28 protein-coding genes and 1 pseudogene are annotated in these 22,415 nt (G+C 59.6%); 23 read left to right on the forward strand and 6 right to left on the reverse strand.

The window, feature by feature from the left end:
* Nucleotides 1-53: 53 nt before the first annotated feature.
* The 3 genes and pseudogenes from HDC30_RS29425 to HDC30_RS04430 form a co-directional block, all read right to left on the reverse strand.
* On the reverse strand, nt 54-926 hold the full coding sequence (locus tag HDC30_RS29425) for a methyl-accepting chemotaxis protein (RefSeq protein ID WP_401277246.1): 873 nt from the start codon (nt 924-926) through the stop codon (nt 54-56).
* Nucleotides 912-1,988: pseudogene (locus HDC30_RS29430) on the reverse strand (methyl-accepting chemotaxis protein); the annotation flags it as partial. The pseudogene HDC30_RS29430 and the gene HDC30_RS29425, both read right to left, overlap by 15 nt.
* A 448-nt stretch (nt 1,989-2,436) precedes the next feature.
* Entirely contained in the window at nt 2,437-2,799 is a 363-nt protein-coding gene (locus HDC30_RS04430; protein WP_047293169.1) for a DUF6124 family protein, read from the reverse strand.
* 1,316 nt (nt 2,800-4,115) lie between these two features.
* On the opposite strand from HDC30_RS04430, the gene HDC30_RS04435 reads away from it, so the two are divergent.
* The 4 genes from HDC30_RS04435 (at nt 4,116) to HDC30_RS04450 (ending at nt 7,331) form a co-directional block, all read left to right on the forward strand.
* On the forward strand, nt 4,116-5,633 hold the full coding sequence (locus HDC30_RS04435) for a DUF2235 domain-containing protein (protein WP_183781338.1): 1,518 nt from the start codon (nt 4,116-4,118) through the stop codon (nt 5,631-5,633).
* A 9-nt stretch (nt 5,634-5,642) separates the two neighbouring features.
* Complete coding sequence (locus HDC30_RS04440; RefSeq protein ID WP_311659126.1) at nt 5,643-6,293, forward strand: DUF2931 family protein; 651 nt, start codon at nt 5,643-5,645, stop codon at nt 6,291-6,293.
* A gap of 403 nt (nt 6,294-6,696) precedes the next feature.
* Entirely contained in the window at nt 6,697-7,035 is a 339-nt protein-coding gene (locus tag HDC30_RS04445; protein WP_183781041.1) for a type II toxin-antitoxin system RelE/ParE family toxin, read from the forward strand.
* Nucleotides 7,032-7,331: a DNA-binding protein gene (locus HDC30_RS04450; protein ID WP_183781044.1), complete on the forward strand. Its 300-nt coding sequence runs from the start codon at nt 7,032-7,034 to the stop codon at nt 7,329-7,331. The genes HDC30_RS04445 and HDC30_RS04450 overlap by 4 nt, the downstream gene beginning before the upstream one ends.
* Before the next feature lie 87 nt (nt 7,332-7,418).
* On the opposite strand, the gene HDC30_RS04455 is transcribed toward HDC30_RS04450, so the two are convergent.
* The 3 genes from HDC30_RS04455 to HDC30_RS04465 are packed head-to-tail and all read right to left on the reverse strand — an operon-like array spanning nt 7,419 to nt 11,082.
* A complete protein-coding gene (locus tag HDC30_RS04455) occupies nt 7,419-8,213 on the reverse strand; it encodes a DNA adenine methylase (RefSeq protein WP_183781047.1) in 795 nt (264 codons plus the stop codon).
* A gap of 59 nt (nt 8,214-8,272) precedes the next feature.
* Nucleotides 8,273-9,325 carry a phage portal protein gene (locus tag HDC30_RS04460; RefSeq protein WP_183781050.1) on the reverse strand — a complete coding sequence of 351 codons (1,053 nt, stop codon included), beginning with the start codon at nt 9,323-9,325 and terminating at the stop codon, nt 8,273-8,275.
* On the reverse strand, nt 9,325-11,082 hold the full coding sequence (locus HDC30_RS04465; RefSeq protein ID WP_183781053.1) for a terminase ATPase subunit family protein: 1,758 nt from the start codon (nt 11,080-11,082) through the stop codon (nt 9,325-9,327). Before HDC30_RS04465 ends, HDC30_RS04460 begins: the two co-directional genes overlap by 1 nt.
* Before the next feature lie 168 nt (nt 11,083-11,250).
* Here HDC30_RS04465 and HDC30_RS04470 point away from each other — a divergent pair, with 168 nt between their 5' ends.
* The 19 genes from HDC30_RS04470 (at nt 11,251) to HDC30_RS04560 (ending at nt 22,398) form a co-directional block, all read left to right on the forward strand.
* Entirely contained in the window at nt 11,251-12,105 is an 855-nt protein-coding gene (locus HDC30_RS04470; RefSeq protein WP_183781056.1) for a GPO family capsid scaffolding protein, read from the forward strand.
* A 43-nt stretch (nt 12,106-12,148) separates the two neighbouring features.
* Nucleotides 12,149-13,156 carry a phage major capsid protein, P2 family gene (locus HDC30_RS04475; RefSeq protein WP_183781059.1) on the forward strand — a complete coding sequence of 336 codons (1,008 nt, stop codon included), beginning with the start codon at nt 12,149-12,151 and terminating at the stop codon, nt 13,154-13,156.
* Between the two features lie 11 nt (nt 13,157-13,167).
* A complete protein-coding gene (gpM, locus tag HDC30_RS04480) occupies nt 13,168-13,884 on the forward strand; it encodes a phage terminase small subunit (protein WP_183781062.1) in 717 nt (238 codons plus the stop codon).
* 95 nt (nt 13,885-13,979) lie between these two features.
* A complete protein-coding gene (locus HDC30_RS04485) occupies nt 13,980-14,276 on the forward strand; it encodes a hypothetical protein (protein WP_183781064.1) in 297 nt (98 codons plus the stop codon).
* On the forward strand, nt 14,273-14,734 hold the full coding sequence (locus HDC30_RS04490) for a head completion/stabilization protein (RefSeq protein ID WP_183781066.1): 462 nt from the start codon (nt 14,273-14,275) through the stop codon (nt 14,732-14,734). Before HDC30_RS04485 ends, HDC30_RS04490 begins: the two co-directional genes overlap by 4 nt.
* Nucleotides 14,734-14,946 (forward strand): tail protein X, encoded by a 213-nt coding sequence (locus HDC30_RS04495; protein ID WP_183781070.1) that lies wholly within the window; start codon nt 14,734-14,736, stop codon nt 14,944-14,946. Before HDC30_RS04490 ends, HDC30_RS04495 begins: the two co-directional genes overlap by 1 nt.
* A gap of 49 nt (nt 14,947-14,995) precedes the next feature.
* Nucleotides 14,996-15,310 carry a phage holin, lambda family gene (locus HDC30_RS04500; RefSeq protein ID WP_183781074.1) on the forward strand — a complete coding sequence of 105 codons (315 nt, stop codon included), beginning with the start codon at nt 14,996-14,998 and terminating at the stop codon, nt 15,308-15,310.
* Nucleotides 15,307-16,149, forward strand: coding sequence for an N-acetylmuramidase family protein (locus HDC30_RS04505; RefSeq protein ID WP_183781077.1), 843 nt, complete (start codon nt 15,307-15,309; stop codon nt 16,147-16,149). The genes HDC30_RS04500 and HDC30_RS04505 overlap by 4 nt, the downstream gene beginning before the upstream one ends.
* Nucleotides 16,146-16,388 (forward strand): hypothetical protein, encoded by a 243-nt coding sequence (locus tag HDC30_RS04510; RefSeq protein ID WP_183781080.1) that lies wholly within the window; start codon nt 16,146-16,148, stop codon nt 16,386-16,388. The genes HDC30_RS04505 and HDC30_RS04510 overlap by 4 nt, the downstream gene beginning before the upstream one ends.
* On the forward strand, nt 16,385-16,588 hold the full coding sequence (locus HDC30_RS04515) for a hypothetical protein (protein WP_183781083.1): 204 nt from the start codon (nt 16,385-16,387) through the stop codon (nt 16,586-16,588). The genes HDC30_RS04510 and HDC30_RS04515 overlap by 4 nt, the downstream gene beginning before the upstream one ends.
* The gene (locus tag HDC30_RS04520) at nt 16,585-17,064 is read left to right on the forward strand and encodes a hypothetical protein (RefSeq protein ID WP_183781085.1); all 480 of its coding nucleotides are present in this window, start codon (nt 16,585-16,587) and stop codon (nt 17,062-17,064) included. Before HDC30_RS04515 ends, HDC30_RS04520 begins: the two co-directional genes overlap by 4 nt.
* Nucleotides 17,061-17,510, forward strand: coding sequence for a phage tail protein (locus HDC30_RS04525; RefSeq protein ID WP_183781090.1), 450 nt, complete (start codon nt 17,061-17,063; stop codon nt 17,508-17,510). The genes HDC30_RS04520 and HDC30_RS04525 overlap by 4 nt, the downstream gene beginning before the upstream one ends.
* Entirely contained in the window at nt 17,500-17,958 is a 459-nt protein-coding gene (locus HDC30_RS04530; protein WP_183781093.1) for a phage virion morphogenesis protein, read from the forward strand. Before HDC30_RS04525 ends, HDC30_RS04530 begins: the two co-directional genes overlap by 11 nt.
* Nucleotides 17,959-18,019: 61 nt before the next feature.
* Entirely contained in the window at nt 18,020-18,598 is a 579-nt protein-coding gene (locus HDC30_RS04535; protein WP_183781097.1) for a phage baseplate assembly protein V, read from the forward strand.
* Complete coding sequence (locus tag HDC30_RS04540; protein ID WP_183781101.1) at nt 18,595-18,939, forward strand: GPW/gp25 family protein; 345 nt, start codon at nt 18,595-18,597, stop codon at nt 18,937-18,939. The genes HDC30_RS04535 and HDC30_RS04540 overlap by 4 nt, the downstream gene beginning before the upstream one ends.
* A complete protein-coding gene (locus HDC30_RS04545) occupies nt 18,936-19,850 on the forward strand; it encodes a baseplate assembly protein (protein WP_183781103.1) in 915 nt (304 codons plus the stop codon). Before HDC30_RS04540 ends, HDC30_RS04545 begins: the two co-directional genes overlap by 4 nt.
* Nucleotides 19,847-20,416, forward strand: coding sequence for a phage tail protein I (locus tag HDC30_RS04550; protein WP_183781106.1), 570 nt, complete (start codon nt 19,847-19,849; stop codon nt 20,414-20,416). The genes HDC30_RS04545 and HDC30_RS04550 overlap by 4 nt, the downstream gene beginning before the upstream one ends.
* Nucleotides 20,413-21,921 (forward strand): phage tail protein, encoded by a 1,509-nt coding sequence (locus HDC30_RS04555; protein ID WP_183781109.1) that lies wholly within the window; start codon nt 20,413-20,415, stop codon nt 21,919-21,921. Before HDC30_RS04550 ends, HDC30_RS04555 begins: the two co-directional genes overlap by 4 nt.
* A gap of 9 nt (nt 21,922-21,930) precedes the next feature.
* Nucleotides 21,931-22,398: a phage tail assembly chaperone gene (locus HDC30_RS04560; protein ID WP_183781112.1), complete on the forward strand. Its 468-nt coding sequence runs from the start codon at nt 21,931-21,933 to the stop codon at nt 22,396-22,398.
* Nucleotides 22,399-22,415: the final 17 nt, after the last annotated feature.

Below are 22,415 nucleotides of genomic sequence, written 5' to 3' on the forward strand. Positions count from 1 at the left end.
CCGCTTATACAGGCTGACCGGTCAATTCCGGCCAAGTTCATTGCGAAATGCCATCAGGTGCGGAAATGCGCCGTCATGCGTTGCAGGTCCTGCCCCAGCGACGCCAGCTCAATGGTCGCAGCAGCACTTTCTTCGCTGGCGACGGCCGACTGATCGGCCACATCGCGCACACTGACGATGCTGCGATTGATCTCATCGGCCACCGCACTTTGCTGCTCGGCGGCGGCGGAAATCTGCAGGCTCATTTGCTGGATCGTGCCGATCGAATGGTTGATCTCGGTAATCGCCTGTTCGGCCTTCTGCGCCAGCACCACGGTGTCCAGCGTGCGCTCGCGGCTGGATGTCATCAGCGTAGATGCCGCTTGCGTGCCCTGCTGCAGAGTGACAATCAGCGCTTCGATTTCCTTGGTCGAATCCTGGGTGCGCTGCGCCAGCGAGCGCACTTCATCGGCAACCACGGCAAAACCACGGCCCTGCTCCCCCGCCCGCGCCGCTTCAATCGCCGCGTTCAGCGCCAGCAAGTTGGTCTGCTCGGCGACAGCCTTGATCACATCGATGACCTTGCCGATCTGCTCGCTGTCCTGGGACAGCACGTTCATCGCCGCGCCCAACTCCTCGATCGCCACCGACAGTTCGCTGATTTGCACGGTCGCCTGCTTGACCACCGCACTGCCGTGTCGTGCCTGCTGATCGGCCAGGGTCGCGGCGGCGGATGCGTCGGTGGTGTTGCGCGCCACCTCCTGCACGGTCGAGGCCATTTCGTGCATCGCCGTGGCGACCTGATCCACCTCGACTTTCTGCTGACGCACACCGGCGCTGGTCTGTTCGCTCATCGCCGAGAGTTTCTCCGCCGACGTCGAAATATGTGTCACGCCGTTACCGATCCCCTGCACCAACGTGTTCAGACTTTGCGCCATGTCCTGCATCGCGTTTTGCAGATCGCCCAACTCATCCTTGCGGCTGGATTTGGCTTGCACCGTCAGATCGCCCTTGGCAATCCGTCGCGCCAGCTCCACCGTCAGCGCCAGCGGCCCGGTGATCTGCCGCGAGATCAGCACCGCAGCCAACAGACCGACCACCAGTGCCAGCACCGTCAGCACGGCAATCTGGATAAACGCACGCTGTTGATCGTCCCGCGCCAGACGCTGCTGGGTGTCCATCAGGCCGGTCATGATGCTGTCCATCGCCTGGCTCTGTTGATCCACCTGCTGACGCAGGCTCTGCTTCTGCTCGAACAGCGCGGCGACCTCGACCAGCACCTCGCGATAACGGCGCATGCCGGCCTGCGCCTCTTCAAGCTGACTCGACAAGGCCGCCGGCAAACCGCTGCGCGCCTTGCTCATGTCGGCCAGGAAGGCATCGGTGGTGTCCAGCAGCACTTTTTTGTTGGCCTCGCTCGGCACGGCGATATAACGCCGCAACATCAGCCGAAACATCGTCATGCCATTGCGCAGATCCGCCACGGTGCGCAAGTCCGCCACCCGCGCGCTGTCGGCAGACGCCAACGCGCTGGCCGTGGTGCTCTCGAACATGCTGTTGAAGGTCTCGGCGTACTTGTCCGACATCGCCCCCAACGGTTTCAGCGCATCGCTGGTCGCCTTGTCCGCCTCGACCAAACGCTTGACCTGCTGATCGTAAGCCAGCGTGGTGTCCTGCAAACGCTTCAAGGCCTGCTGGTTTTCCGCCCGCGTCAGGGTCTGCAACGCCTTGGCGATCAGCCCCTGCAACACCGTCAGCTGCGACTGATAGGCCTCGGCATAAGCGACATCCGCCGCCGCTTCGTACTGCTTCTCCGACAGCCGCATGTCCTGCGTCGCATCGTTGAGCGTACCGATCAAACGCGTGGTACCCAGGCGATCAACCAGCACATTGCTGCTGTTATAGCCAATGAAGGCCACCGCCCCCACCGCCAGCAAAAGAACGCCAAACCCGGCCCCCAACTTTCGGGAAACCTTGATGTTGCCCAGGAAATTCGATGCTTCTGCCATGTTCAGCCTCTAACGCCCTGACGCGATTCAGCGTCAGGCACAAAAAATAGATCTCTGATAACCGGAGTTACCGCTCATATTCGGGGTCGTCGTCCTGGGCGAAATACGGGCAGCTTCCACTGACCCGGCTGCAACAACCTGACGCGAAAAGCCGTACCGACGGCCCACGCACCAGCGGACAAATCCAGGACTGACGCTGGATTTATCGTTTCAGCAAAGGTGTTGGAACGGATGCTATAAATTTTGGGAAAAGTTGTACAACTTTATATTTTTGTATAATCGTTGAACTTTTTTGAGCGCGTGATGACGCATTGCCATCATTTTTTGTGGCACATCGCTATTGCTGCGAAAACTGGCTGAAACACGCCATTTTGGCCGGTTGTTTTGCGCAATCGACAGAACGCCCTCCGCGATCACAAGCTCGCCGCTCGCCACGGAGGGCAGCGATCTACGCCTTGAGCTCGACGTTATCCAACGCCTGATTCACCGCCAACTCCCCCAACATCACCACCTGCGCAATGCCGAGCAGCGTCTTGCGGTGCGAAACATCCAGCAACGCGGCGAAATCGTTGAGCATGGTGGTGGCGGAACCCAATGATTCACTGGCGTTGGCGAGCAGGGATTCGGTGTCGTAGGCCGGGTTGGCGAGGAACATCGGTCTGGATTGATCACCACTGGCCATGATCTGGCTGGCCGGGGTGAGGTAGTGATCGAGGGCGCGCTCGGCGGCTTCGTGGAGTTTGCGGGAATCGAGGGATTCGTAGGGGGATGCGGGGTTGGTTTCGGGTGGGTTGGGTGTTGGTTTGAACATGGTGCAACTCCTGACGGATAAACGAAAAGGAGCCATCACTCTCGCTACCAAACGAAGGGTGGAGGCCATACGCAGGTTGGTAGACCGGTCGTCAGGAACCCCGGCGCATCCGAAGACGCCCCGCGCATGACCACCATAAAACGAAGACGAGAAACGCCCTCGCAAGACAGTAGTCTTGTGCTTCTGACGGAGACGGGCTACCAAACCCGATCACTGGTTTTCAGTGACGGAGGGACGATAGAACCCGCGAGCTAGACGCACAAGCCGGCGGATTCTGTCTTAGGTGTAGGGGGAGGCGCAAGGTGGTGTAGGAACAGGACTGCAGAGATAGGCCTCATTTAAACAGGCGCTTTTTCACTCCAAAAGGCTTCAAAAATACGCTGATTTTTCGATATAAGGTCACCAGCGCAGAGAGCAATACGATTCTTTTTCAAGCGCTGTACGTCGCTCCAGTGATGGATTGGAACCACTAATTCTGTAGACTGCTAAACACAAGGCCTACAGCGAAGCGATAAAGCTCTCGTACCACTTTCTTACCACCAACCGCCTAAACCAGCATCCCACCAGGGCGAGCGGAACCTCACGCTTATTCCTGTAACGATTGCCTGTCGCTCCAATCCCGACACTATCCACACACGTCACCAGCACCTGACATCGCACGACAAATCCTTCCGGTCGAAACTTGGCATTCGCGCGTGCTCACCCGGATGTATGGATACCTTAGCGTCAAAATTTTCCGGGCTAAAAAAAAGAGTAACATTAGTAATATTTTCCGTTTCTCAACGCCAAAACATTGAAATATAAGGATTTTTTAATCCGTGAAAAAGGTAATATTTCAGTAATATTGAAGCAATCTGATTACTCTTTATGAACGTAATTCTCAAACCTTATAAAGTCCTTTAAAATCAATGACTTGATAGAAAATTACCTTTTCAATTACTTCTTTGTTACTCCTTTTTGTAATCTCAAACCCCACGGATTACGTGGCCTCCAAGCCGTTTCCGTGGGGAGATTACTGAAATTACTCTTTTTGAGACTCCCCCCTTCCCCCTTGAACAGCGCAGCCGCCAGATCCATCAACGGAATACCCGTCGATGCAGGGATCCGCAGGCTTTTATCCCTTCATAATTGTCCACAAAGCTGCCAGCCTGGGCCGACTGCCAACGCTCCGTAATTTATCTGTTTGACACAATCAGTAAGAAGTTCGGCTGATTCACCACAGATCCGTTTGCTAGCCTTCGCGCTCTTCAATGGAAAGAAGTCGAGTGTTCAAAGGAATGTGTCCAACAGATTGGGAAAAAGCGTGTGACCACGTGATGCCGAGCGTTTGCCGGCCCGCGAATCCAAATCCCCCGCGCAAGAAAGCCAAAGCCGCCTGCGCTACACCCTATGAGCCGCCGGCCCTGCTCGAAGAAAAACCTGTTCCGGTCAAGGCACGAATTCGCATCGCGGTGCGTATTGGCGTTTTTTTCGATGGCACCGGCAACAACGCGGCGAACTCGGCCATGGGCCTGGCGTGTGGTGCGCATCATGCAATCAAGCCCGCAGACCTTGCGGCGAGTTGCAAGCCGTACATGAGCGATCCGGACAGCAGTTATGCGAATGACATTAGCAATGTAAAAAAGCTTAGCGACCTTTATTACGAGACTCAGGATGTGGAAGAGGATGCGACAGGTAAGCTGGTTTTACGAAAGCTCTATCTTGAGGGAATAGGAACCACCGCTGGAGCAAAAGATAGTGCAGTGGGAATGGGCACGGGCCGAGGTTCCTCAGGCATTGCAGCCCGTGTACAACAGGCATTTCGGGATATTGACGAGTTGATCCAGGAAGTCGTTGATGCTAATACCGACAGCGAAATTACCTCATTGACCTTTGATGCCTTCGGTTTCAGCAGGGGCGCAGCGGCGGCGCGTCACTTCGCCAATGAAGTTGCCTTGGGCAATCGGGGCCCGTTGCGGGCTATCCTGACCCAGTATGAACGGGCGTTGAGCCGCACCTTCCTGGATTACTACAACAGCGACATTCGCATTGGGTTCATCGGCCTGTTTGACACCGTGGCTTCCATTGGTGGTTTCAGCAATGGCTGGAACGTGCAAAGCCCCATAACGCCTGGTGTGCGTCTGCACCTGCCGCGCGCTCTGTTCAGCGACGTGGTGCAACTGGTGGCACGGGATGAATACCGTGCCAATTTTGCTTTGAACCGGGTGTCGCCCGATCATCTGGAAATCACTTTACCTGGGGTACATTCAAACATTGGTGGCGGCTACCGGGCCGAGGCGCAGGAGTCTGTCTTGATCCGGCCGATGCAAGGCGTGACTGTGGCCAAGGGCACCAACGTCAGACGCACGGATATTTATGCCGAAGCGCTGGTACAAAAAGCAAAGCTGGTGACCAAGGGCTGGCCTGATGAAATGCTCGAGGTGGTCACACCCATGCCCTTACCGGTAAAAACCGAGAAAAATGAGCCCGCGCAGGAGCGGGTATTTGCAGGTTTGCAGCTCAAGCGTCCAGTGCGTGGCGAATTGTCTCGTGTCTATCTGCGCGTCATGTACGAGCTGGCCAAGCAGAAAGGCGTCAAATTCGAAGTGATCGACGAGCAAGATCCGGACTATGTCATCCCAGCTGAACTGCAACCCTTGTGCGATCGCTTTGTCGCCGGCGACTACAGCGTGACCCCGGAAGAAGAAACCATGCTCAGACTGCGATACATTCACATGTCCGCGCACTGGAGCCATCCACTGGACACTACAGGCCAGCGTGAGCCGTCGGTGTTGTACATCAATGCACCTACCCCCGATGCCGTGCGCGTGCGCCACCCCCATGTATCAGGCTGAGACTCAAAGATGATGAAGGTATTAATGGCCCTATTCGGGCTGCTATTGATGGTTGAAGGTCGAGCTGCCGACTCGTTATCCGGTCAACAGGAGTCGCATCATTGGTGGAGCATTGATTTTGGGGGGCCGCCCTATATGGTTGGCTGGGTCGAAAACAGCACTGTGGAAGATATTCACGGTCGTTTTTTTGATAATGGTTCAGGAGGCGCAGTGGGCACGACGCGGCTTCAAGCAGATAATGAAGCAGCTAAGGGATGGCCGAGGGTAGGAGGCAGCGTCAGACCAGTAATAGGTGCCGACTTGCCCAAACGTATATATGTTCGTTGGCAATCGGTTGTGGAGTCGCAGACGTATAAGGTTTGGGTCGACATTCCTGATGACGCGAGACGGCTCATGCGAGCTTCTACCCTGCAACAGTGCACAAAATTAAATCGACCACCACGCTTTAGAGCTTGGCTCATGGTGGGAGTGGCACCTGGCGGAATAGTTCAGGTATGGGTCAAAGACAGTTGCAATGAATCGATAAAGGTCGCGCGAGCACAGGCTGAGGTTGAAGCGCGGGGCCCACATTTGGGAAAAGCCAACGGTAATTACTATCCACAAACCGAAGCGTCCAAACAATACGTCAAAAAATACGGCATTCCTTACGGCAGTTGGTAAGCATACGGTTTTAGCTGCCATTGATTCCCGTCGTGGCGGTTCTTTTTAGGGACGAATTCGGAAAAATCGTACGCCGCCGTTTTCTGCTGTGGCAATGATCCTGAACGGTTTGCTCACCTCATCGCAGTTACCCTCACCGGTGCAGGGATTCGCAGGTTTTTTCTGCACCTGGTTTACGGACGTAGCCCCGGGCGGGCGCCGGCTTGAGCCAGGTGCAGGGGTGCAGAAAAAGTGACCCATTTAGCCCGCAGGCGTGGTGGGGGGATGACTGCGCGCGCCAGGTGCAGATCCCGTACGACCTGTGCAGGCAGCCCAAAACCAGCCAAGCGGACGAGCTGCGCTACCGGCGAGCAACAAATAGTTTGCACTTGCCGGCTTATCGTTTATAAACGACAATGTAGGCATGATAGAGATCAGGCACTACATCGACTACACGGGCGCCGACCCCTTCGCCGATTGGCGCGAGCAGGTGCGCGACATCAAGGCCAGGATTGCCATCGACCGGCGCATCATGCGAGTCGAGCTGGGCAACTTTGGTGACCACAAGCCGTTGCGCGAAGGCGTCTGGGAAATGCGGATCGACGTGGGGCCTGGATACAGGGTCTATTACGCCAAGGCCGGCTTAACGGTGGTGCTGCTGCTTTTCGGTGGCGATAAGCGCAAACAGAGCGCTGACATCGAGCGCGCCTGTGCCTACTGGCGCGACTGGAAGAGCAGTAATCAACAGGAGAACGGACAATGAAAGACCGATCACATGACGCGGCAATGGCCGATGTGTTCCGCAAAGATCCGACCTATGCCGTGGAGCTGCTGAACAGCATCCTTGAGGACGGCGAGCAGGGCGAACTGCTGATTGCTTTACGCCAAATGACAGACGCCTTTGGCGGCGTCCGTGGTGTGGCCAAATCGGCTGACCTGAACCCCAACCAGCTTTATCGAACGCTGTCAGCCGAGGGAAATCCCGCCGTCAGCAGCCTGAGCGCGATCTTGCGCGCCATGGGTTTGAGGCTGGCCATCCAGCCTATTGCTGCGCATTGATGCTGGAGTTTTAGGTTTTGAAGTCTGAGACGAGCAGACAACAAAAAGCCGCCTCATGGGCGGCTAGTGACGGGGTACACCATCAGTTCAAAACAACTGGCCCAGCGCTGCCGGCTCCCAGTTCATGATCACCAGTTCGCCGCTGACCTCAGCTTTGCCTTGGCGTTGGTTGGTGCTGCTGTAGCGGATGTCCAACGTCTCGAAATGAAACCCCTCAAACACGCGCCGGATGTCCGGGTGGTCGTTGATGCTGACCATCACCTTGCCCTTGCAACGACGCATGAAGTCGGCCATCCGTTCATAGTTCTCAAACGGAAAGTCCACCCCGTAGCCTGCGGTCTGCCAGTAAGGCGGATCCATGTAGTGGAACGTGTGCGGTCGATCATACCGCTCGGCGCATTCCAGCCAGCCGAGGTTTTCCACGTAGGTGCCCGACAGCCGCTGCCAGGCGGCAGACAGGTTCTCCTCGATCCGCAGCAGGTTGATCGCGGGACCGGTGGTGGCGGTACCGAAGGTCTGCCCGCTGACCTTGCCGGCGAAGGCATGGTGCTGCAGGTAGAAAAAACGTGCCGCGCGCTGGATATCGGTGAGCGTTTCCGGACGGGTCATCTTCTGCCATTCAAACACTTGGCGGGAGCTGAGCGCCCATTTGAACTGGCGTACGAACTCCTCGAGGTGGTTCTGCACCACGCGATACAACGTCACCAGGTCGCCGTTGATGTCGTTGAGGACTTCCACCGGTGCGGCCTGGGGCCGCATGAAGTAAAGCGCGGCGCCGCCGGCAAAGACTTCGACATAACACTCATGGGGTGGAAACAGTGGAATCAGACGATCTGCCAGACGGCGCTTGCCGCCCATCCACGGGATAATGGGAGTGCTCAAAAATGGCCCTTATTTTGACAATGGTGTTGGTTTACGTTTTGTCCCGCTGCACGGGGGGATTACTTGGTTCCGGAAGGCAGCTCAAACGCCTTGAAGCGCACCACCTCCTCGCCCAGCCACTCGTTCACCTGGGCCAACCGCGCCTGCAGCGGCTCCAGCTCATTGACTGCCCAGACTTCAGCCGCTTCTCTCAGTGATCCGAACCCGCCGGCGTTTTGCGGCACGATGCCCATCAGTTGCGGTGGGATGCGTAAGGACGCGAGCATGTCGTCGCGACTGATGTTTTTGATCGAGGCAAACTCATCCTTGGCGGCCACCTCGCTCACCGGGATCAGCTGAATACCGTCCTTCTTGCCCCCCGGCGCGTAATACAACAGGTTGCGAAAGTTGCCCGGCCCCTTGGAGTTTTTCAGCTGAGCGCGCAAGGCATCGACGTCTTCTTCATTCTTCGCCGCGTCGGTCATGTACAGGATGAATCCAGCATGACTGCCGTTGTTGTAGTACTTGCGCCGGAACAGGGTGGCACTCTCATTGAGCAGCGCACTCTGCAGCGCGGCCAGCCATTCCGGCAGACCGTAGATCTCCTGGTTGATATCGGCTTCGCGCAAGTGACAGATCGAGCCGGGCGCAAACTGGTGTTCATCCTTCCAGCCACGCACCTGGTAATAGGTCTGCAGGTCGACACCTCGGCGCATGTACTTGGCCAGCGGCGGCACCAGGCCCATGGTGCTGCGCAGCATGTTGGTCCGCTTTTCCAGGTAGCAGTTACCGCTCCAGAGCCAGTCCAGGGCGAACTGCTCAAACGCCTGACGGCTGAGCAATCGGTGGGGCACGAACGTGCGGGCGAGCATGTTGCGTTTGAAGTTCAGACCGGACTGCAGGTACACGCTGGCCCGCGTGGTTTTGGCCAGGCCGTCCAGCGATAGCGGCGTTTCAAACCAGCGGCCATTGGCCCAGCATTCCAGGTAATCAAGAATCTCACGGCCGTCGAGCACCGGCGTCGGCTCACCGAAGGTGAACATTTCAGCGGATGCCGTTTCAGGCGGCAGCAGCTCGCCCTCAATACCGGCCGGCGCGCTGGCCACGTGCTTGGAACGCTTGCTTCTGCTCATCAGTAGAACTCCATAAATCCGGTATTGGCCGTGGTCTGCCCTTCGAGAGGTTCGTTGTGCAGCGCGTGGAACGTGGCCCACGCCAAATCGGCGTGACCGGTCTCTTCGCTTCGACCGGCTGTGTAGGTGAACTGGCGCCCGGAGGCGGTGACGGTTTTGCGGATGGCCATCAGCGACTGCGCCATGTCGATCCAACCGGCGTCGAACTCCAGGCGACCGTTTTTGATGACGTCATAGGCCTTCAGCACCAGGCGAGTTTTGACTTCGGGCGAATAGCTGAAGGTGGTGATATTCGGGAAGAACTGCTTCACCAGCTGGGCTACGCCTGCGCCCATGCCGGTGATGTCGATACCGATATAGGTCACCCAATAGCGCTGGGTGATCTGGCGAATAGCCTCGGCCTGGGCGGCGAAATCCATGCCACGGAACTGGTGCCGTTCGAGGATGCGGAACTTGCCACCGGGCACCAAGGGCGGGGCAATCACTACAAGACCGGCACTGTCCCCATTTTCGGCCGGGTCGTAGCCCACCCAGACCTGTCGATCGCCGAACGGCTTTGCGGCAAAGGGTTTGTAGTCCTGTGCCCATAGATCCCAACTGTCGACCATGCACGGCTGCAACATGGCCAGCGGAAAAATGCTCGCGCCGTCGTCGACGAACTGGCACATCAGCAGGTTCTGGAACGCTTCGGCATCGTATTCCTGGCGCAGTTCGTCCAGGTCGAACAGGTCGCAGCCCCGGTCTTCAGCGTCTAGGATCGTGACGATCTGCCGCCACACTTTGTCCTCACACAACCGCCCCTGCTGCAGCGCGTTGTGCGACACATCGATCTTGATCCGCTGCGCCGCCGGCTTGCCCTTGTTGAAGCGCTCCCCCGTCCAGAACGAATAGGCTTCGTGGGCCATGCTCGAGGGCGTTGAAAAGTAGGTTCGACGGTACTGCTTCTGCATCGCCATGCCACTGGCGACCTTGTTCAGTTCCTTGAACTTGAACGTCCAGAAGAATTCGTCGAAGTAGAAGTTGCCGTGGTAGCCCTGGGCGGTTCGCGCGTTGGTACCGAGAAAATGCAGCTCGGCGCCGTTGCCCAGAATAATCGGATCACCGGTGAGTTCGACCCCCACCACCTCACGGGCAAACGCCTGAATGTAGGCCTTGAAGATGTGCGCCTGATTTTTCGAGGCGGAGAGGAAAATCTGGTTGCGCCCGGTGGTCAGCGCATCGATCAACGCTTCCCGTGCGAAATAGTACGTCGCGCCGATCTGCCGTGACTTGAGGATGGCCCGCGTGCGCTGATTGCCGGCCTTGTACCAATCCAGTTGATACCCAAAACAGCCGTCGATAAACGCTTCGGTCAGCTTCTCGATGTGCTCTTCATCGAACTCGTTGCGTTTTGGCGCCTTCTTCGGTCCCTCGTTGCGCTTGGCCAGGTTCGGGTTCAGCTCGGTGTCGGTGCCGCCGTCGTTGAAACGTTGAATACGCGCCTGGCGTTCCAGCTGGCGGTGCAGGAGGTCGATTTCCTTGTAGTCCGATCCGGACTTGGGATCCTTGAGGATCAGTTGCACCAGGCGGGCTTCGGTCGCCGCCTGGATACGTTCCAGCGGGGTCGCCCGGTCCCACTCGTCGCGGGCCTTCCAGCTGTGCAGCGTCTTTTCCTTCTCACCGATCAGCTCGGCAATCTCGGACACGCGATAGCCCTGCCAGTACAGGTGCTTGGCATGGCGGCGGTGATCGGTAGGTATTTCGACGGTGGCGTTCATGGTGCAGATGCTGCCGCCCGCGCGCGAACAGTTCTCCCTGCGGCGCTTGTAAGCGGCGGCTCTACAACGCCACGGCGTTGCCCGTTGGGCTCGCGCTCAACAACATGCCCTTCATCGCAACGTCTGCTGCTCCCTTGGCAGACACTCCCCGCCATGAGGATTTCCGGCATGAAGAAATTTCGCAGTAACTGGTTCCGCGTCGCCGTCGAGGGTGGCACGTCGGACAAGCGCACGATTAAACGCAGCTGGCTGGAACAGGCGGCGAAGAACTTCAATCCGGCCACCTACGGCGCCCGCATCTGGCTGGAGCACTTTCGCAGCCTTCTGCCCGACAGCCCATTCAAAGCCTACGGCGACGTGCTGGCCGTGAAAACGGAAGAAGTGGAAATCAACGGCCAGAAGAAGCTGGCCTTGTTTGCTCAGGTCGAGCCCACTGCCGACCTGATCGCCATGAACAAGGCGAGACAGAAGATCTACACCTCTATCGAAATCGACGACAGTTTTTCCGACACCGGCGAGGCCTACATCGTGGGGCTGGCCGTGACCGACTCACCGGCCAGCCTGGGCACCGACGTCCTGGCCTTCTCTGCGCAAAAACCTGACGTGAGTCCTTTCAAAGATCGCCACTACTCGGCGACCTCGATGTTTACCGAGGCACTGGAGACCGAGCTGTCCTTTGAGGAAGTCGAGGACGTCAGCGGCCAGGTCAAAGGCCTGTTTTCCAAGGTGCGAGACATGCTCGGCGGGTTCAAGGACAAGGAAGGCAAGGACGCAGCGCTGTTCAGCGAACTCGGCGAAGCCATCGAAGCGGTGGCCGAACATGTCGCCAGTCAGACCGAGGCTTTCAGCACCGAAAAAACGGCTCGGGAAAAGCTGCAGGGCGGTCTCGACAAGCTGTCCAGCGACTTCGCCGATCTGCTCAAAAAGCTTGAAAACACGCCGGACACCACCGGCACGACCTCGCAGTTCACCGATCGCCCTGCGGCTACCGGTGGTGACGGAAAGCTCGTCACCGACTGCTGATACCACCGCGGATCCGTCCAGCCTACGAACATCGGAGAACCCAATGCGTAACGATACTCGCGTCCTGTACAACGCTTACCTGCAACAACTCGCGCAACTGCACGGCGTGAGTGACGTCACCACCAAATTCACCGCCGCACCGAGCGTCGCCCAGACCCTGGAAACCCGAATTCAGGAATCCAGCGCCTTCCTCAGCTCGATCAATGTTTTCGGCGTCTCCGAGCAGTCGGGTGAAAAAATTGGTATCGGTATCGACGGCACCATTGCCAGTACCACCGATACCACCCTCAAGGATCGCGAGCCGCGCGACCCAACCGGTCTGGATAACCGGGGTTACGTCTGCACACAGACCAACTTCGACACCGGTATTCGTTACCAGAAGCTCGACCAGTGGGCCAAGTTCAAGGACTTTCAGGCGCGCATCCGTGACGCGATCATCAAGGCGCAGGCCCTCAACCGGATCATGATCGGCTGGAACGGTACCAGTCGTGCAGCCACCTCCAACCCTGAACTCAACAAACTGCTGCAGGACGTCAACATCGGTTGGCTGGAAAAGATGCGTCTGGAGAACGCGGCGCGCGTGCTGCATGAAGTCAAAAACGGCAGCGGCAAAATCGAAATCGGCAACGGCAAGGACTTCGAGAACATCGACGCCCTGGTGATCAGCATGGTCAACGAGTTCATTGAACCCTGGTACCAGGAAGACACCGACCTGGTGGTGATCTGCGGCCGTCAGTTGCTGGCCGACAAGTACTTCCCGATCATCAACAAGACCCAGGCACCGACCGAAATGCTCGCGGCGGACATCGTCACCAGCCAGAAACGCATCGGTAACCTGCCGGCAGTGCGCGTGCCGCACTTCCCGGCCAACGGCCTGCTGGTGACCCGTCTGGACAACCTGTCGCTGTACTGGCAGGAAAACACCCGCCGCCGCACCGTCGTCGACAACGCCAAACGCGATCGCATCGAGAACTTCGAGTCGGTCAACGAAAGCTACGTGATCGAAGACCTTGGCTGCGCGGCCATGGCCGAAAACATCATCCTGCACTGAGGCCGGCGATCATGACCAACCCTTGTCGCCGTCACTTTCAACGCGTCATGACAGCCGAAGCAGCGGCTGCCGTGGCCGGGCCAGCCATGACCATGGAAGGCTGCACCATCTATGAGCTGCACCTGGCAAAACTGCAGCAGGATTACCTGCGCTTGAAACAGGTGCAGTCAACCGAAGGCAAAGCAGAACTCAAGCGACAGCTGCTGCCCGAATACGTGCCCTATGTGGAAGGTGCGCTGGCCGAAGGCAAAGGTGCACAAGACCAGGTACTGACCACCCTGATGGTCTGGCGGATGGATGCCGGCGATTTTGCCGGCGCGCTGGACATTGCCGATTACGTGATCACTCACGCGCTGCTGATGCCGGATCGCTTTGAGCGCACCACCGGCACCATCGTTGCGGAGGAAGTCGCCGAAGTGGCCCTCAAAGCGCAGAAAGCCGGTGGCACCTTCGACCTGGAGCTGTTGCTGCGCACCGAACAGATCGCCGGCAAAGAGGACATGCCCGATCAGGCCAAGGCCAAGCTGCACCTGGCCTTGGGCAAAGCCTTTGCCGAGAAGGTGTCCGAGGACGAATCCGCCGAAAACACCCTGATCGCCCGCACGCATCTCGACTCGGCCAAAACACACCTGGGCCGTGCGATAGAACTGCACACCAACTGCGGCGGCAAGAAAGACCTGGAGCGCGTCGAGCGCCTTCTTAAGAAATTTGCTGCACCCAGCAGCTAACCGAGCGTCCCCACGCACCCCGCCGGCTCGGGGCGGATCGTCAGGCCTGCGCCTGAACGTGAAGCCCCGACCACCGGCGATCTATCGGAGTCATTATGCCTACCGCCTATGCCAGTCTCTACCAAAGCGACTTCAGACTTTCTGAATCGCAACAGCGTCTGCTGGATCTTGCTCAGCGGTACGTCGACGAAACGGAGGCCTATGACCGCACGGTGTGTACCGGCCCCATTAGGCGCGACGGCATCATGCCTGTTACCCGTCACGAATTTGCATTAGTAAACCTTAACGCACGCCTGGCAATGGATCGGATCTGTGCCGCACATCCCGAATTCAATCGTCAGGAAATCCTACGCGCCGTGTCTCGCATCGATAACCGAGGGACTGCGGCATGAGCGCATTTGTAGCCGGTGGCCAGGTCAGTGGCGGCCACATCAACACCGACCCGTTTTGGCCGTCGATCGATCTGCAGGCGCTGCGTGCAAGCCTGCGCATTGATGACAGCGTCACCCCGGCCCGGCTGGAGACAGCGGTGATCGCGGCGGCCATCAACCTCAACCGGGAGCTGAAGTCATGGAAGGCCCAGCAACAGGCGGCCGGTTTCAGCACGTTGGCCGAGGTGCCGGACGATAAGGTCAACGATGTGTCGGTGCAGGCCCATTTGTACCGCCGCGCGATCGAAGCCGGTACCGGTGCCGAGGTCTGCGAGCGCTATCGCTCTTACGACAGCACAAATGCCGGTAACAAAAAAGCTGAAGACCTGATGCCCACCATCGACGACTACCGCCGCGACTTGCGCTGGGCTGTACGCGATTTTCTGGGCATCAGCCGCACAACGATCGAGTTGATCTGATGACTGCCACCGTTCGCGCCCAACTAGGCGACACCGTCGACGCCCTGTGCTGGAGGCATTACGGCCGCACCGCCGGCGTAACCGAGGCAGTGCTCGAGGCCAACCCCGGCCTGGCTGATTACGGCACGAATCTGCCCCAGGGACTGGCGGTACAGATGCCCGAAGCCCAAGCCAGCGCGCCGCAACGCCAAATGGTGAAGCTATGGGATTGAGTTTTTTGTACTACTGCGCCCTTCCACGTCGGCCCATGGAGTAACGCACATGCCTGAACGTCCCGAGACTTGGGCTTGGCTTGCCGCCTGGCTCGAACAGCATTGGTTCATGTTCTACACCGGCCTTCTGGCCCTGGTCATCGCCGCCCTGCGCGTCATCTACGGCGGTGGCTCGTGGCGTCGCATGGCCGTCGAAGCCCCGCTCTGCGGCGCTTTGGCGCTGTCCGCGAGCCACGGCCTGGCCTTGCTGGGCATTCCGGAATCCACCGCGCCGTTCTTCGGCGGGGTGATCGGCCTGCTGGGCGTCGAGGGCACGCGCGCGGCGGCCAAGAAAGTTTTCAATCTCAAGGTAGAGCAACTATGACCACTCTTCGCCACGGCGACCGCTCCCAAGCGGTACGCACCCTGCAAAAGAACCTCAACCGCCACGGTGCCAAACTCGAAGCAGACGGCGCCTTCGGCGACGCCACCGAAGCGGCCGTGCGGGCTTACCAACTGAAAGTCGGTCTGGTGGTCGACGGCGTTGCCGGCAACAAGACGCAAACCAGCCTCGCCGGTGGCGATTGCCGGCGGATGCTGAAAAATACAGACCTGGTTAGCGCTGCGCAGCGGCTCGATGTGCCGCTGGCCAGCGTTTCGGCGGTCAATGAGGTCGAGTCCAGTGGCCGAGGTTTTCTGGACAACGGCAAGCCGGTGATCCTGTTCGAGCGCCATGTCATGCACCGTCGACTGTCAACGGTTCGAAACGAAGGTGATGATGCGGTCGAACTCAAGCGTCAGGCCGACCAGCTCGCCCTGCTCCACCCTGCGTTGATCAACCCGAAATATGGCGGTTATGCCGGCGGTACCGCCGAGCATCAGCGCCTGAGCAATGCTCGCCTGATCGATGACATCGCCGCGCTGGAGTCCGCGTCCTGGGGCGCGTTCCAGATCATGGGTTATCACTGGCAGCGTCTGGGCTACAGCAGCGTGCAGGACTTCGTCACGGCCATGAGCGCCGGCGAATCGCATCAGTTTGATGCTTTCGTGCGTTTCATCGAGACCGATCCGGCCCTGCACAAGGCGCTGAAGGGCCGCAAGTGGGCCGAGTTCGCCAAGATCTACAACGGCCCGGCGTATCAGCGAAACCTCTACGACATCAAATTGCAGCGCGCTTATGAGCGGCACGCTGAATGCGGCTGCGGCCAGGAGGTCGCAGCATGAACACAACTACCCCTAAACCAGAGCGCTTTCCGTACGGCGAATTCTTTAAAAAGGTTCTTCCACTACGGCCGACGCAGATGGACGTTTTGGTACTACCTGCGGATACACCTCCATGGTTGGTAGCAAAAGTCGAATACGCGCTGAAAATGTGCATGCCATTCCCATGCACGGTAGTCACTGGGGATGTGAAGCTTCTGGATGAGTCCGCCATGAATGCAGCAGGTTGGTATCGCCGATGATCGACTATGAAGCCGTACGCAAACTGAAGGTTGAAGACGGTGACCTGCTGGTGGTGCCTGAAACCACCGAACAGGACGACATGCAGCTGCTGGGCGAAGCCCTGCAGATGATGAATGGCTGTCGCGCCGTGATCGTGCGCGGCCCCATCAAGCAACTCGACGTTGCCGCCATGAACAAACTGGGCTGGTACCGCGCATGACCCCACAGATTGCCTATCTCGAAATCTCGCCGCGCATGACCGGCAAAACCACGCGCCTGGTCAAGTTGGCCAACCAGCTCAAAGCCCAGGATCGAACGGTGATTTTCGTCAGCTACCTAGCGGAGGAACTGCGTCGGGAGATGCCGGGTGTCATTGTGCTGGCCGATGGTGAGGAGCCTGCGCCGGACGTCGATCTGCTGGATGCTATCTGGTTCTACGACGAATTTGACTGGCTTAAATCCACCGTGATCCGCGTCGGCGGCTATTACTCGACGACCGCCAAACGCGTCAGAACGCTCGGCGCACCGGTCGATGAAGATGACGTGCTGATGAAACTGCTGGAGTTGAACGGTCTGCGTTTTGAGCGCCACTTTTGGCCCTTCGGTCTGCAGCAAGATGACTGGTTCGCCACCGCCCGAGCCAATCACTCCTCCGAGGACTTTCGCACGATGTTCCTCGGCGAGTTCCTGGCATGAACAAACACGAAAGCCTGCGCAAGCACCTGCTCGCCACCATGCCGGATCTGCGGCACAACCCCGACCGCCTGCTGATCTTCATCGACAACGGCAAGGTTCGTTGCACGGCGGCGCCCAGCTTGTCGTTCGAGTACAGCTTTGACCTGCAGATCATCCTCACCGACTTTGCCGGGCATCCGGACAGTGTGGTGCTGCCCCTGCTCGGCTGGATCAGCGTCCATCAACCCGAGCTGCTGGAGAACCTCGACAAGGTCAAGAACGGTATCCAGTTCGAGGCGGACATCCTGGACAAGAACAAGGTGGACTTCAGTTTGACCCTGCCGCTGACCGAGCGGGTCATTGTGGGCACCGATGCTCAGGGCCAGACCACCATCAAGCATGCCGGCGAGCCGATGCAGGTTGCCGCCCACCTCGATGCGAACTGGATACCCGCCCATGGCCAGTAATCTGGAGGCCCTCGAGGACTGGGCAGCGCCGTTGCTGCAAAAGCTCGAACCCACCGAGCGCAGCAAGCTGGCCCGCAGCCTGGCCCAGCAACTGCGGCGCAATCAGCAGCAGCGCGTGCAAAGCCAGAAAAACCCGGACGGCAGTAAGTACGCCGCGCGAAAGCCACGCAAGCTGCGCGGCAAGCAGGGCCGCGTCCGACGCAAGGTCGGCATGTTTCAGAAGATCCGCAAAGTGGCGTATCTGAAAGCCAAGGGCGACGCCAATGCGATCAGCGTGGGTTTTACCGGGCGCATCGCGCGTATTGCCCGCGTTCACCAGCACGGTTTGAAAGACCGACCGCAGCCAGGCGCACCCGACACGTCCTACGCCAAACGCGAAGTGCTGGGCCTAAGCTCCGCTGACCATGACCTGATCCGCGACGCCCTGCTCGCTCACCTGTCCCTGTAAAGGGCCACGCTACAAGCCCAAGTGGCTGCATTCGCGTGCGCGTGGCCCGAACATCGTCGCCATGACAGACATCGCCGCCCTTTCCCGCCTGATTGAAAACCTCATCCGCTTTGGCGTCATCGCCCAGGTGCAGACGCAGCCGCCGCGCGTGCGGGTGAAAACCGGCCAGTTGCTGACCGGCTGGCTGCCGTGGATCGCCGTGCGCGCCGGCGACAGCAAGGACTGGGACCCACCCAGCGAGAACGAACAGGTGGTGCTGTTCAGTCCATCTGGCCAACTGGCCAACGGCGTTGTCCTCACCGGCGTGTACAGCAACGACAACCCAGCCAATGGTGACCGGGTGGGCCTGCATCGACGCACCTATCCGGACGGTGCGGTGATCGAGTACGACAGCGTCGCGCACCACCTGCGCGCGGTTCTGCCCGATGCCGGCACGACTGAAATCATCAGCAAAGGCGGGCTACGCATCGTCGGCCCGATCGTTCACGAGGGTGACTACACCCAGACCGGCAATCAGACCGTGACCGGCAGCGTCAGCGTGTCGGACGACGTGGTCGCCGCCGGCGTCAGCCTGGTCAACCATCCGCACGGCGCCGTTAAAGCCGGCAACGAACAGTCAGGAGCCCCGCTTCCCACATGAACAGTGAAACCGGCGCCGCCATGGAAGAAATCGACCATATCGTTCAGAGCATGAGCGACATCCTGAGCACGCGCCTCGGCACGCGGATCATGCGCCGTGAATACGGCTCTCTGATTCCTGAGCTGGTCGACCAGCCCTTCAACGACGCGACCCGCCTGCGCGTGTACGCCGCCACCGCGATGGCCTTGATGCGCTGGGAACCACGCATCACCCTGAGCCGCGTGCAGTTCAGCGGTGCCACGCTGCAAGGCGATGTTGCGCTGGATCTGGACGTGGCCCTGGTCGATGCCAACAGCGTGCAGAACCTGCGTATTCCTTTGCAACTGGGGGCCAGCGCATGAACACCTTCGTGCCGATCGACCTCAGCCAGTTGCCCGCCCCGCAGATCGTCGAACAAATCGACTACGAGCAGATCCTGGCCGAGCGCAAGGCGTATGCCATCAGCCTCTGGCCAGTGGAAGAACAAGCGCACATTGCCGCCCGCCTGGCACTGGAATCCGAACCCCTGACCAAGCTGCTACAAGAAAACGCTTATCGGGAGATGCTCTGGCGACAGCGCGTCAACGAAGGGGTTGTGGCCAACATGCTGGCCCTGGCTCAGGGCTCCGACCTGGAGAACCTGGCCGCCAATTACAACGTGCGCCGGATGGTGGTACAGGAGGCCGATCCGACGGCCGTGCCCCCGATCCCGCAAGTGCTCGAAAGCTACGACAGCCTGCGCGAGCGCGCGCAAATGGCCTGGGAAGGCTTGAGCACCGCCGGCCCGCGTAACAGCTACATCTTTCATGCGCGTGCCGCCGATGGCCGTGTGGCCGATGCCACGGCCGAAAGCCCCTCCCCGGCGGTTGTGGTCGTCACGGTGCAGGCGCTGCTCGGTGATGGCAGCGCGGATCCGGATCTGATCCGGATCGTTGACCGCTACCTGAGTGACGACGACCGCCGCCCCGTGGCCGATCGCCTGACGGTGCAAAGCGCGCAGGTCATCCCCTACACGGTCAACGCCCGACTGTTCCTGAAAACCAGCGGCCCAGAGTCCGAGCTGATTCTGGCGGCTGCCGAACAGCAGTTGCTGGCCTTCGTCCACCAACGCCGGCGACTGGAAATGGAAGTATCCCGATCGGCTATTCACGCCGCGTTGCACGTCGAAGGCGTGCGCAAGGTCGAGCTACAGGATTGGGTCGACATCAAGGCGACGCCCTATGAGGCGCCCTACTGCACCGGGATCACGCTCGCTCTGGGGGTGGATAAATGACTGGTCGCTCGTTGATGCCCGGCAATGCTACCCAGCTCGAGCGCCTGGCCGCCGAGGCGTTGGCACAGATCCAGCGCACCCCGGTGCCGCTGCGCCAGTTGTGGAACCCGTCGCTGTGTCCGCTTGAGCTGCTGCCGTACCTGGCTTGGGCGTTTTCCGTGGATCGCTGGGACAGCCAGTGGAGCGAAACCACTAAGCGCGACGCCGTCCGCTCGGCCTACTACCTGCACTCGCACAAGGGCACCATCGGCGCCCTGCGCCGGGTGGTGGAACCGCTGGGCTACCTGATCGAGGTCGTCGAGTGGTGGCAGCTTCGACCGGAAGGCGTGCCGGGCACCTTTTCCATCAAGGTCGGTGTGCTCGACACCGGCATCACCGATGAGGTGTACCAGGAGTTGACCTTTCTCATCGATGACGCCAAGCCGCGCAGCCGGCACCTGATCGGGCTGGCCATCAACCTGGAAACCGCCGGCCGCTTCTACCTCGGCGCCTGCGTCCAGGAAGGCGATGAAATCACCGTGTACCCGCCGGGTTACACCTCTACCCCTCCGGATCTCACTCCATGATCGATCAGACCTCACAGTTCTCCGCCATCCTCACCACCGTAGGCCTGGCCAAACAGGCCGCTGCTGACGCCTTGGGCCAGCGCTGGAAAATCACTGACATGGCCGTCGGTGATGCCAACGGTACCGATCCCGTGCCGGCGGCCTCGCAGACCCAGTTGATCAATGAGCACCGGCGTGCGCCGCTCAATCAGCTGAGCGTCGATCCGGAGCACCCGGCCCTGATCCTGGCCGAGCAGATCCTGCCGGAAAACGTCGGCGGCTGGTGGGTGCGTGAGCTGGGCCTGTATGACGCGGACGGCGACCTGGTCGCGGTGGCCAACTGCGCGCCGTCGTTCAAACCGCTACTGACCCAAGGCACCGGCCGCACGCAGGTGGTGCGCATGCTCATTGCAGTGAGCAACACGAGCCACATCGAGCTGCAGTTCAATCCCGGCGTGGTGCTCGCATCCCACACCTACGTGAATAGCAAAGTGCGCGAGGAACTGGACAAGCGCGGCGCCAAGCAGGCCGTGCGGGTGGCGACCACGACCGACATCGCCCTGACTGACCTGCAGACCATTGATGACGTGGCCCTGGCCGCCGGCGATCGCGTCCTGGTCAAACACCAAACGCGCGCGGCGGACAACGGCCTCTACATCGCCGGCCTCGGCGTGTGGCGACGCACGGCCGACGCCCGTTCCAGCGTGCAGGTGACTGCCGGCCTGACGGTGGTCGTGCAGGAAGGCAGCACCCACGCCGATACCTTGTGGTTGCTGACCACCAACGCGCCGATCGAGCTCGGCGAGACGGAACTGGCCTTTCGGAACATTACGGACGGGCTGGCTCCGATCGCCTCGCCCGCCTTCATCGGAGAACCGACCGCCCCGACGGCGGCAGCGGGTTCCGAGAACGAGCAGTTAGCCAATACGGCGTTTGTGCAGAGCGCAGTCACTGCGTTGATCGGCTCGGCGCCGGAGGGTCTGAGGACATTAGGCGCCCTAGCCAAAGCCTTGGCGGACGACCCCAACTTCTCCGCCACCATGGTCAAGGCCTTAGCGGGCAAACAGCCGAACTTGGGCTTTACCCCGGTGCAACAAGGCACGGGCGCTGGGCAGCTGAGCAACGCGGTGAAGATTGGCTGGAACGGTGCCGACAAGGTCAAAGTGCAGATCGACGCTTCCGACTTTGGTGCCATCGCCCTTGAAAACTGGGTGGCTACTCACTTTGCCCACGTGTCCAGTTTCCAGCGGTACATGGGTGAAAACGGTTATCTGATGTTGCCTCACGGTACGATTCTGCAATGGGGGGCTGGCATGACCGATGCCAATGGTCATGCCACGTTCAGCTACCCGATTGCCTTCCCGAATGCCGTGGTGGGTTTTACATCGACCGCGCGCTGGTTCGCTTCCAATGCGCCTATTCATGTCGGTAACGGCGCGAGGAATAGAGTGCAGGCCACTGTCATGATGAACTGGAACAATACGCCGATTGCAGCGGGTTATGACTGGTTCGCGATCGGATTTTAAGGGGAAAACATGTTCTATTCACCGTCCACCGCCGGTTTCTATAACGCCGAAATCCATGGGGATAACATCCCTGAAGATGCCGTCGAGATCACCGACGCGCTTTACGCCGAGCTGATTGATGCGCCTTCGCGGGGCAAGTGTATCGCCATGGCCGAGGATGGCCTGCCCATGCTCGCGGATCCGCCATCGCCGTCAGCGGAAACCCTGGCAATCATTGAGCGGGCATGGCGAGACACTGAGCTTGCGATCACGGATGCCAGGGTTTCGCGGCACCGAGACGAGTTGGAAAGCTCATCGCCGTGCACCCTCAGCGCCGAAGAATACGGCGAGCTGCAGCAGTACCGCCGGCAGTTGCGGGACTGGCCACAGGCCTCAGCCTTTCCCCGCCACGGACTGCGTCCTGCCCAACCGCAATGGCTCCTCGAACAGCGCCACCACGCCGGGCGCGAACGCTTCCCGCCTCACCGCTCCCTGTAAAGCCCTCCCCTACAAGC

This window comes from Pseudomonas sp. JAI115, assembly GCF_014200835.1.
In the GTDB taxonomy this organism is placed as follows: Bacteria; Pseudomonadota; Gammaproteobacteria; order Pseudomonadales; family Pseudomonadaceae; genus Aquipseudomonas; species Aquipseudomonas putida_A.

Coding starts and splice junctions, on each gene's coding strand:
- HDC30_RS04560 (WP_183781112.1), top strand. CDS start 21,931: ATGTTCTATTCACCGTCCACCGCCGGTTTCTATAACGCCGAAATCCAT.
- HDC30_RS29425 (WP_401277246.1), bottom strand. CDS start 926: ATGCAGGACATGGCGCAAAGTCTGAACACGTTGGTGCAGGGGATCGGT.
- HDC30_RS04490 (WP_183781066.1), top strand. CDS start 14,273: ATGAGCGCATTTGTAGCCGGTGGCCAGGTCAGTGGCGGCCACATCAAC.
- HDC30_RS04500 (WP_183781074.1), top strand. CDS start 14,996: ATGCCTGAACGTCCCGAGACTTGGGCTTGGCTTGCCGCCTGGCTCGAA.
- HDC30_RS04555 (WP_183781109.1), top strand. CDS start 20,413: ATGATCGATCAGACCTCACAGTTCTCCGCCATCCTCACCACCGTAGGC.
- HDC30_RS04520 (WP_183781085.1), top strand. CDS start 16,585: ATGACCCCACAGATTGCCTATCTCGAAATCTCGCCGCGCATGACCGGC.
- HDC30_RS04485 (WP_183781064.1), top strand. CDS start 13,980: ATGCCTACCGCCTATGCCAGTCTCTACCAAAGCGACTTCAGACTTTCT.
- HDC30_RS04495 (WP_183781070.1), top strand. CDS start 14,734: ATGACTGCCACCGTTCGCGCCCAACTAGGCGACACCGTCGACGCCCTG.
- gpM (WP_183781062.1), top strand. CDS start 13,168: ATGACCAACCCTTGTCGCCGTCACTTTCAACGCGTCATGACAGCCGAA.
- HDC30_RS04505 (WP_183781077.1), top strand. CDS start 15,307: ATGACCACTCTTCGCCACGGCGACCGCTCCCAAGCGGTACGCACCCTG.
- HDC30_RS04530 (WP_183781093.1), top strand. CDS start 17,500: ATGGCCAGTAATCTGGAGGCCCTCGAGGACTGGGCAGCGCCGTTGCTG.
- HDC30_RS04430 (WP_047293169.1), bottom strand. CDS start 2,799: ATGTTCAAACCAACACCCAACCCACCCGAAACCAACCCCGCATCCCCC.
- HDC30_RS04465 (WP_183781053.1), bottom strand. CDS start 11,082: ATGAACGCCACCGTCGAAATACCTACCGATCACCGCCGCCATGCCAAG.
- HDC30_RS04515 (WP_183781083.1), top strand. CDS start 16,385: ATGATCGACTATGAAGCCGTACGCAAACTGAAGGTTGAAGACGGTGAC.
- HDC30_RS04510 (WP_183781080.1), top strand. CDS start 16,146: ATGAACACAACTACCCCTAAACCAGAGCGCTTTCCGTACGGCGAATTC.
- HDC30_RS04450 (WP_183781044.1), top strand. CDS start 7,032: ATGAAAGACCGATCACATGACGCGGCAATGGCCGATGTGTTCCGCAAA.
- HDC30_RS04440 (WP_311659126.1), top strand. CDS start 5,643: ATGATGAAGGTATTAATGGCCCTATTCGGGCTGCTATTGATGGTTGAA.
- HDC30_RS04535 (WP_183781097.1), top strand. CDS start 18,020: ATGACAGACATCGCCGCCCTTTCCCGCCTGATTGAAAACCTCATCCGC.
- HDC30_RS04445 (WP_183781041.1), top strand. CDS start 6,697: ATGATAGAGATCAGGCACTACATCGACTACACGGGCGCCGACCCCTTC.
- HDC30_RS04475 (WP_183781059.1), top strand. CDS start 12,149: ATGCGTAACGATACTCGCGTCCTGTACAACGCTTACCTGCAACAACTC.
- HDC30_RS04525 (WP_183781090.1), top strand. CDS start 17,061: ATGAACAAACACGAAAGCCTGCGCAAGCACCTGCTCGCCACCATGCCG.
- HDC30_RS04470 (WP_183781056.1), top strand. CDS start 11,251: ATGAAGAAATTTCGCAGTAACTGGTTCCGCGTCGCCGTCGAGGGTGGC.
- HDC30_RS04550 (WP_183781106.1), top strand. CDS start 19,847: ATGACTGGTCGCTCGTTGATGCCCGGCAATGCTACCCAGCTCGAGCGC.
- HDC30_RS04460 (WP_183781050.1), bottom strand. CDS start 9,325: ATGAGCAGAAGCAAGCGTTCCAAGCACGTGGCCAGCGCGCCGGCCGGT.
- HDC30_RS04540 (WP_183781101.1), top strand. CDS start 18,595: ATGAACAGTGAAACCGGCGCCGCCATGGAAGAAATCGACCATATCGTT.
- HDC30_RS04545 (WP_183781103.1), top strand. CDS start 18,936: ATGAACACCTTCGTGCCGATCGACCTCAGCCAGTTGCCCGCCCCGCAG.
- HDC30_RS04435 (WP_183781338.1), top strand. CDS start 4,116: ATGCCGAGCGTTTGCCGGCCCGCGAATCCAAATCCCCCGCGCAAGAAA.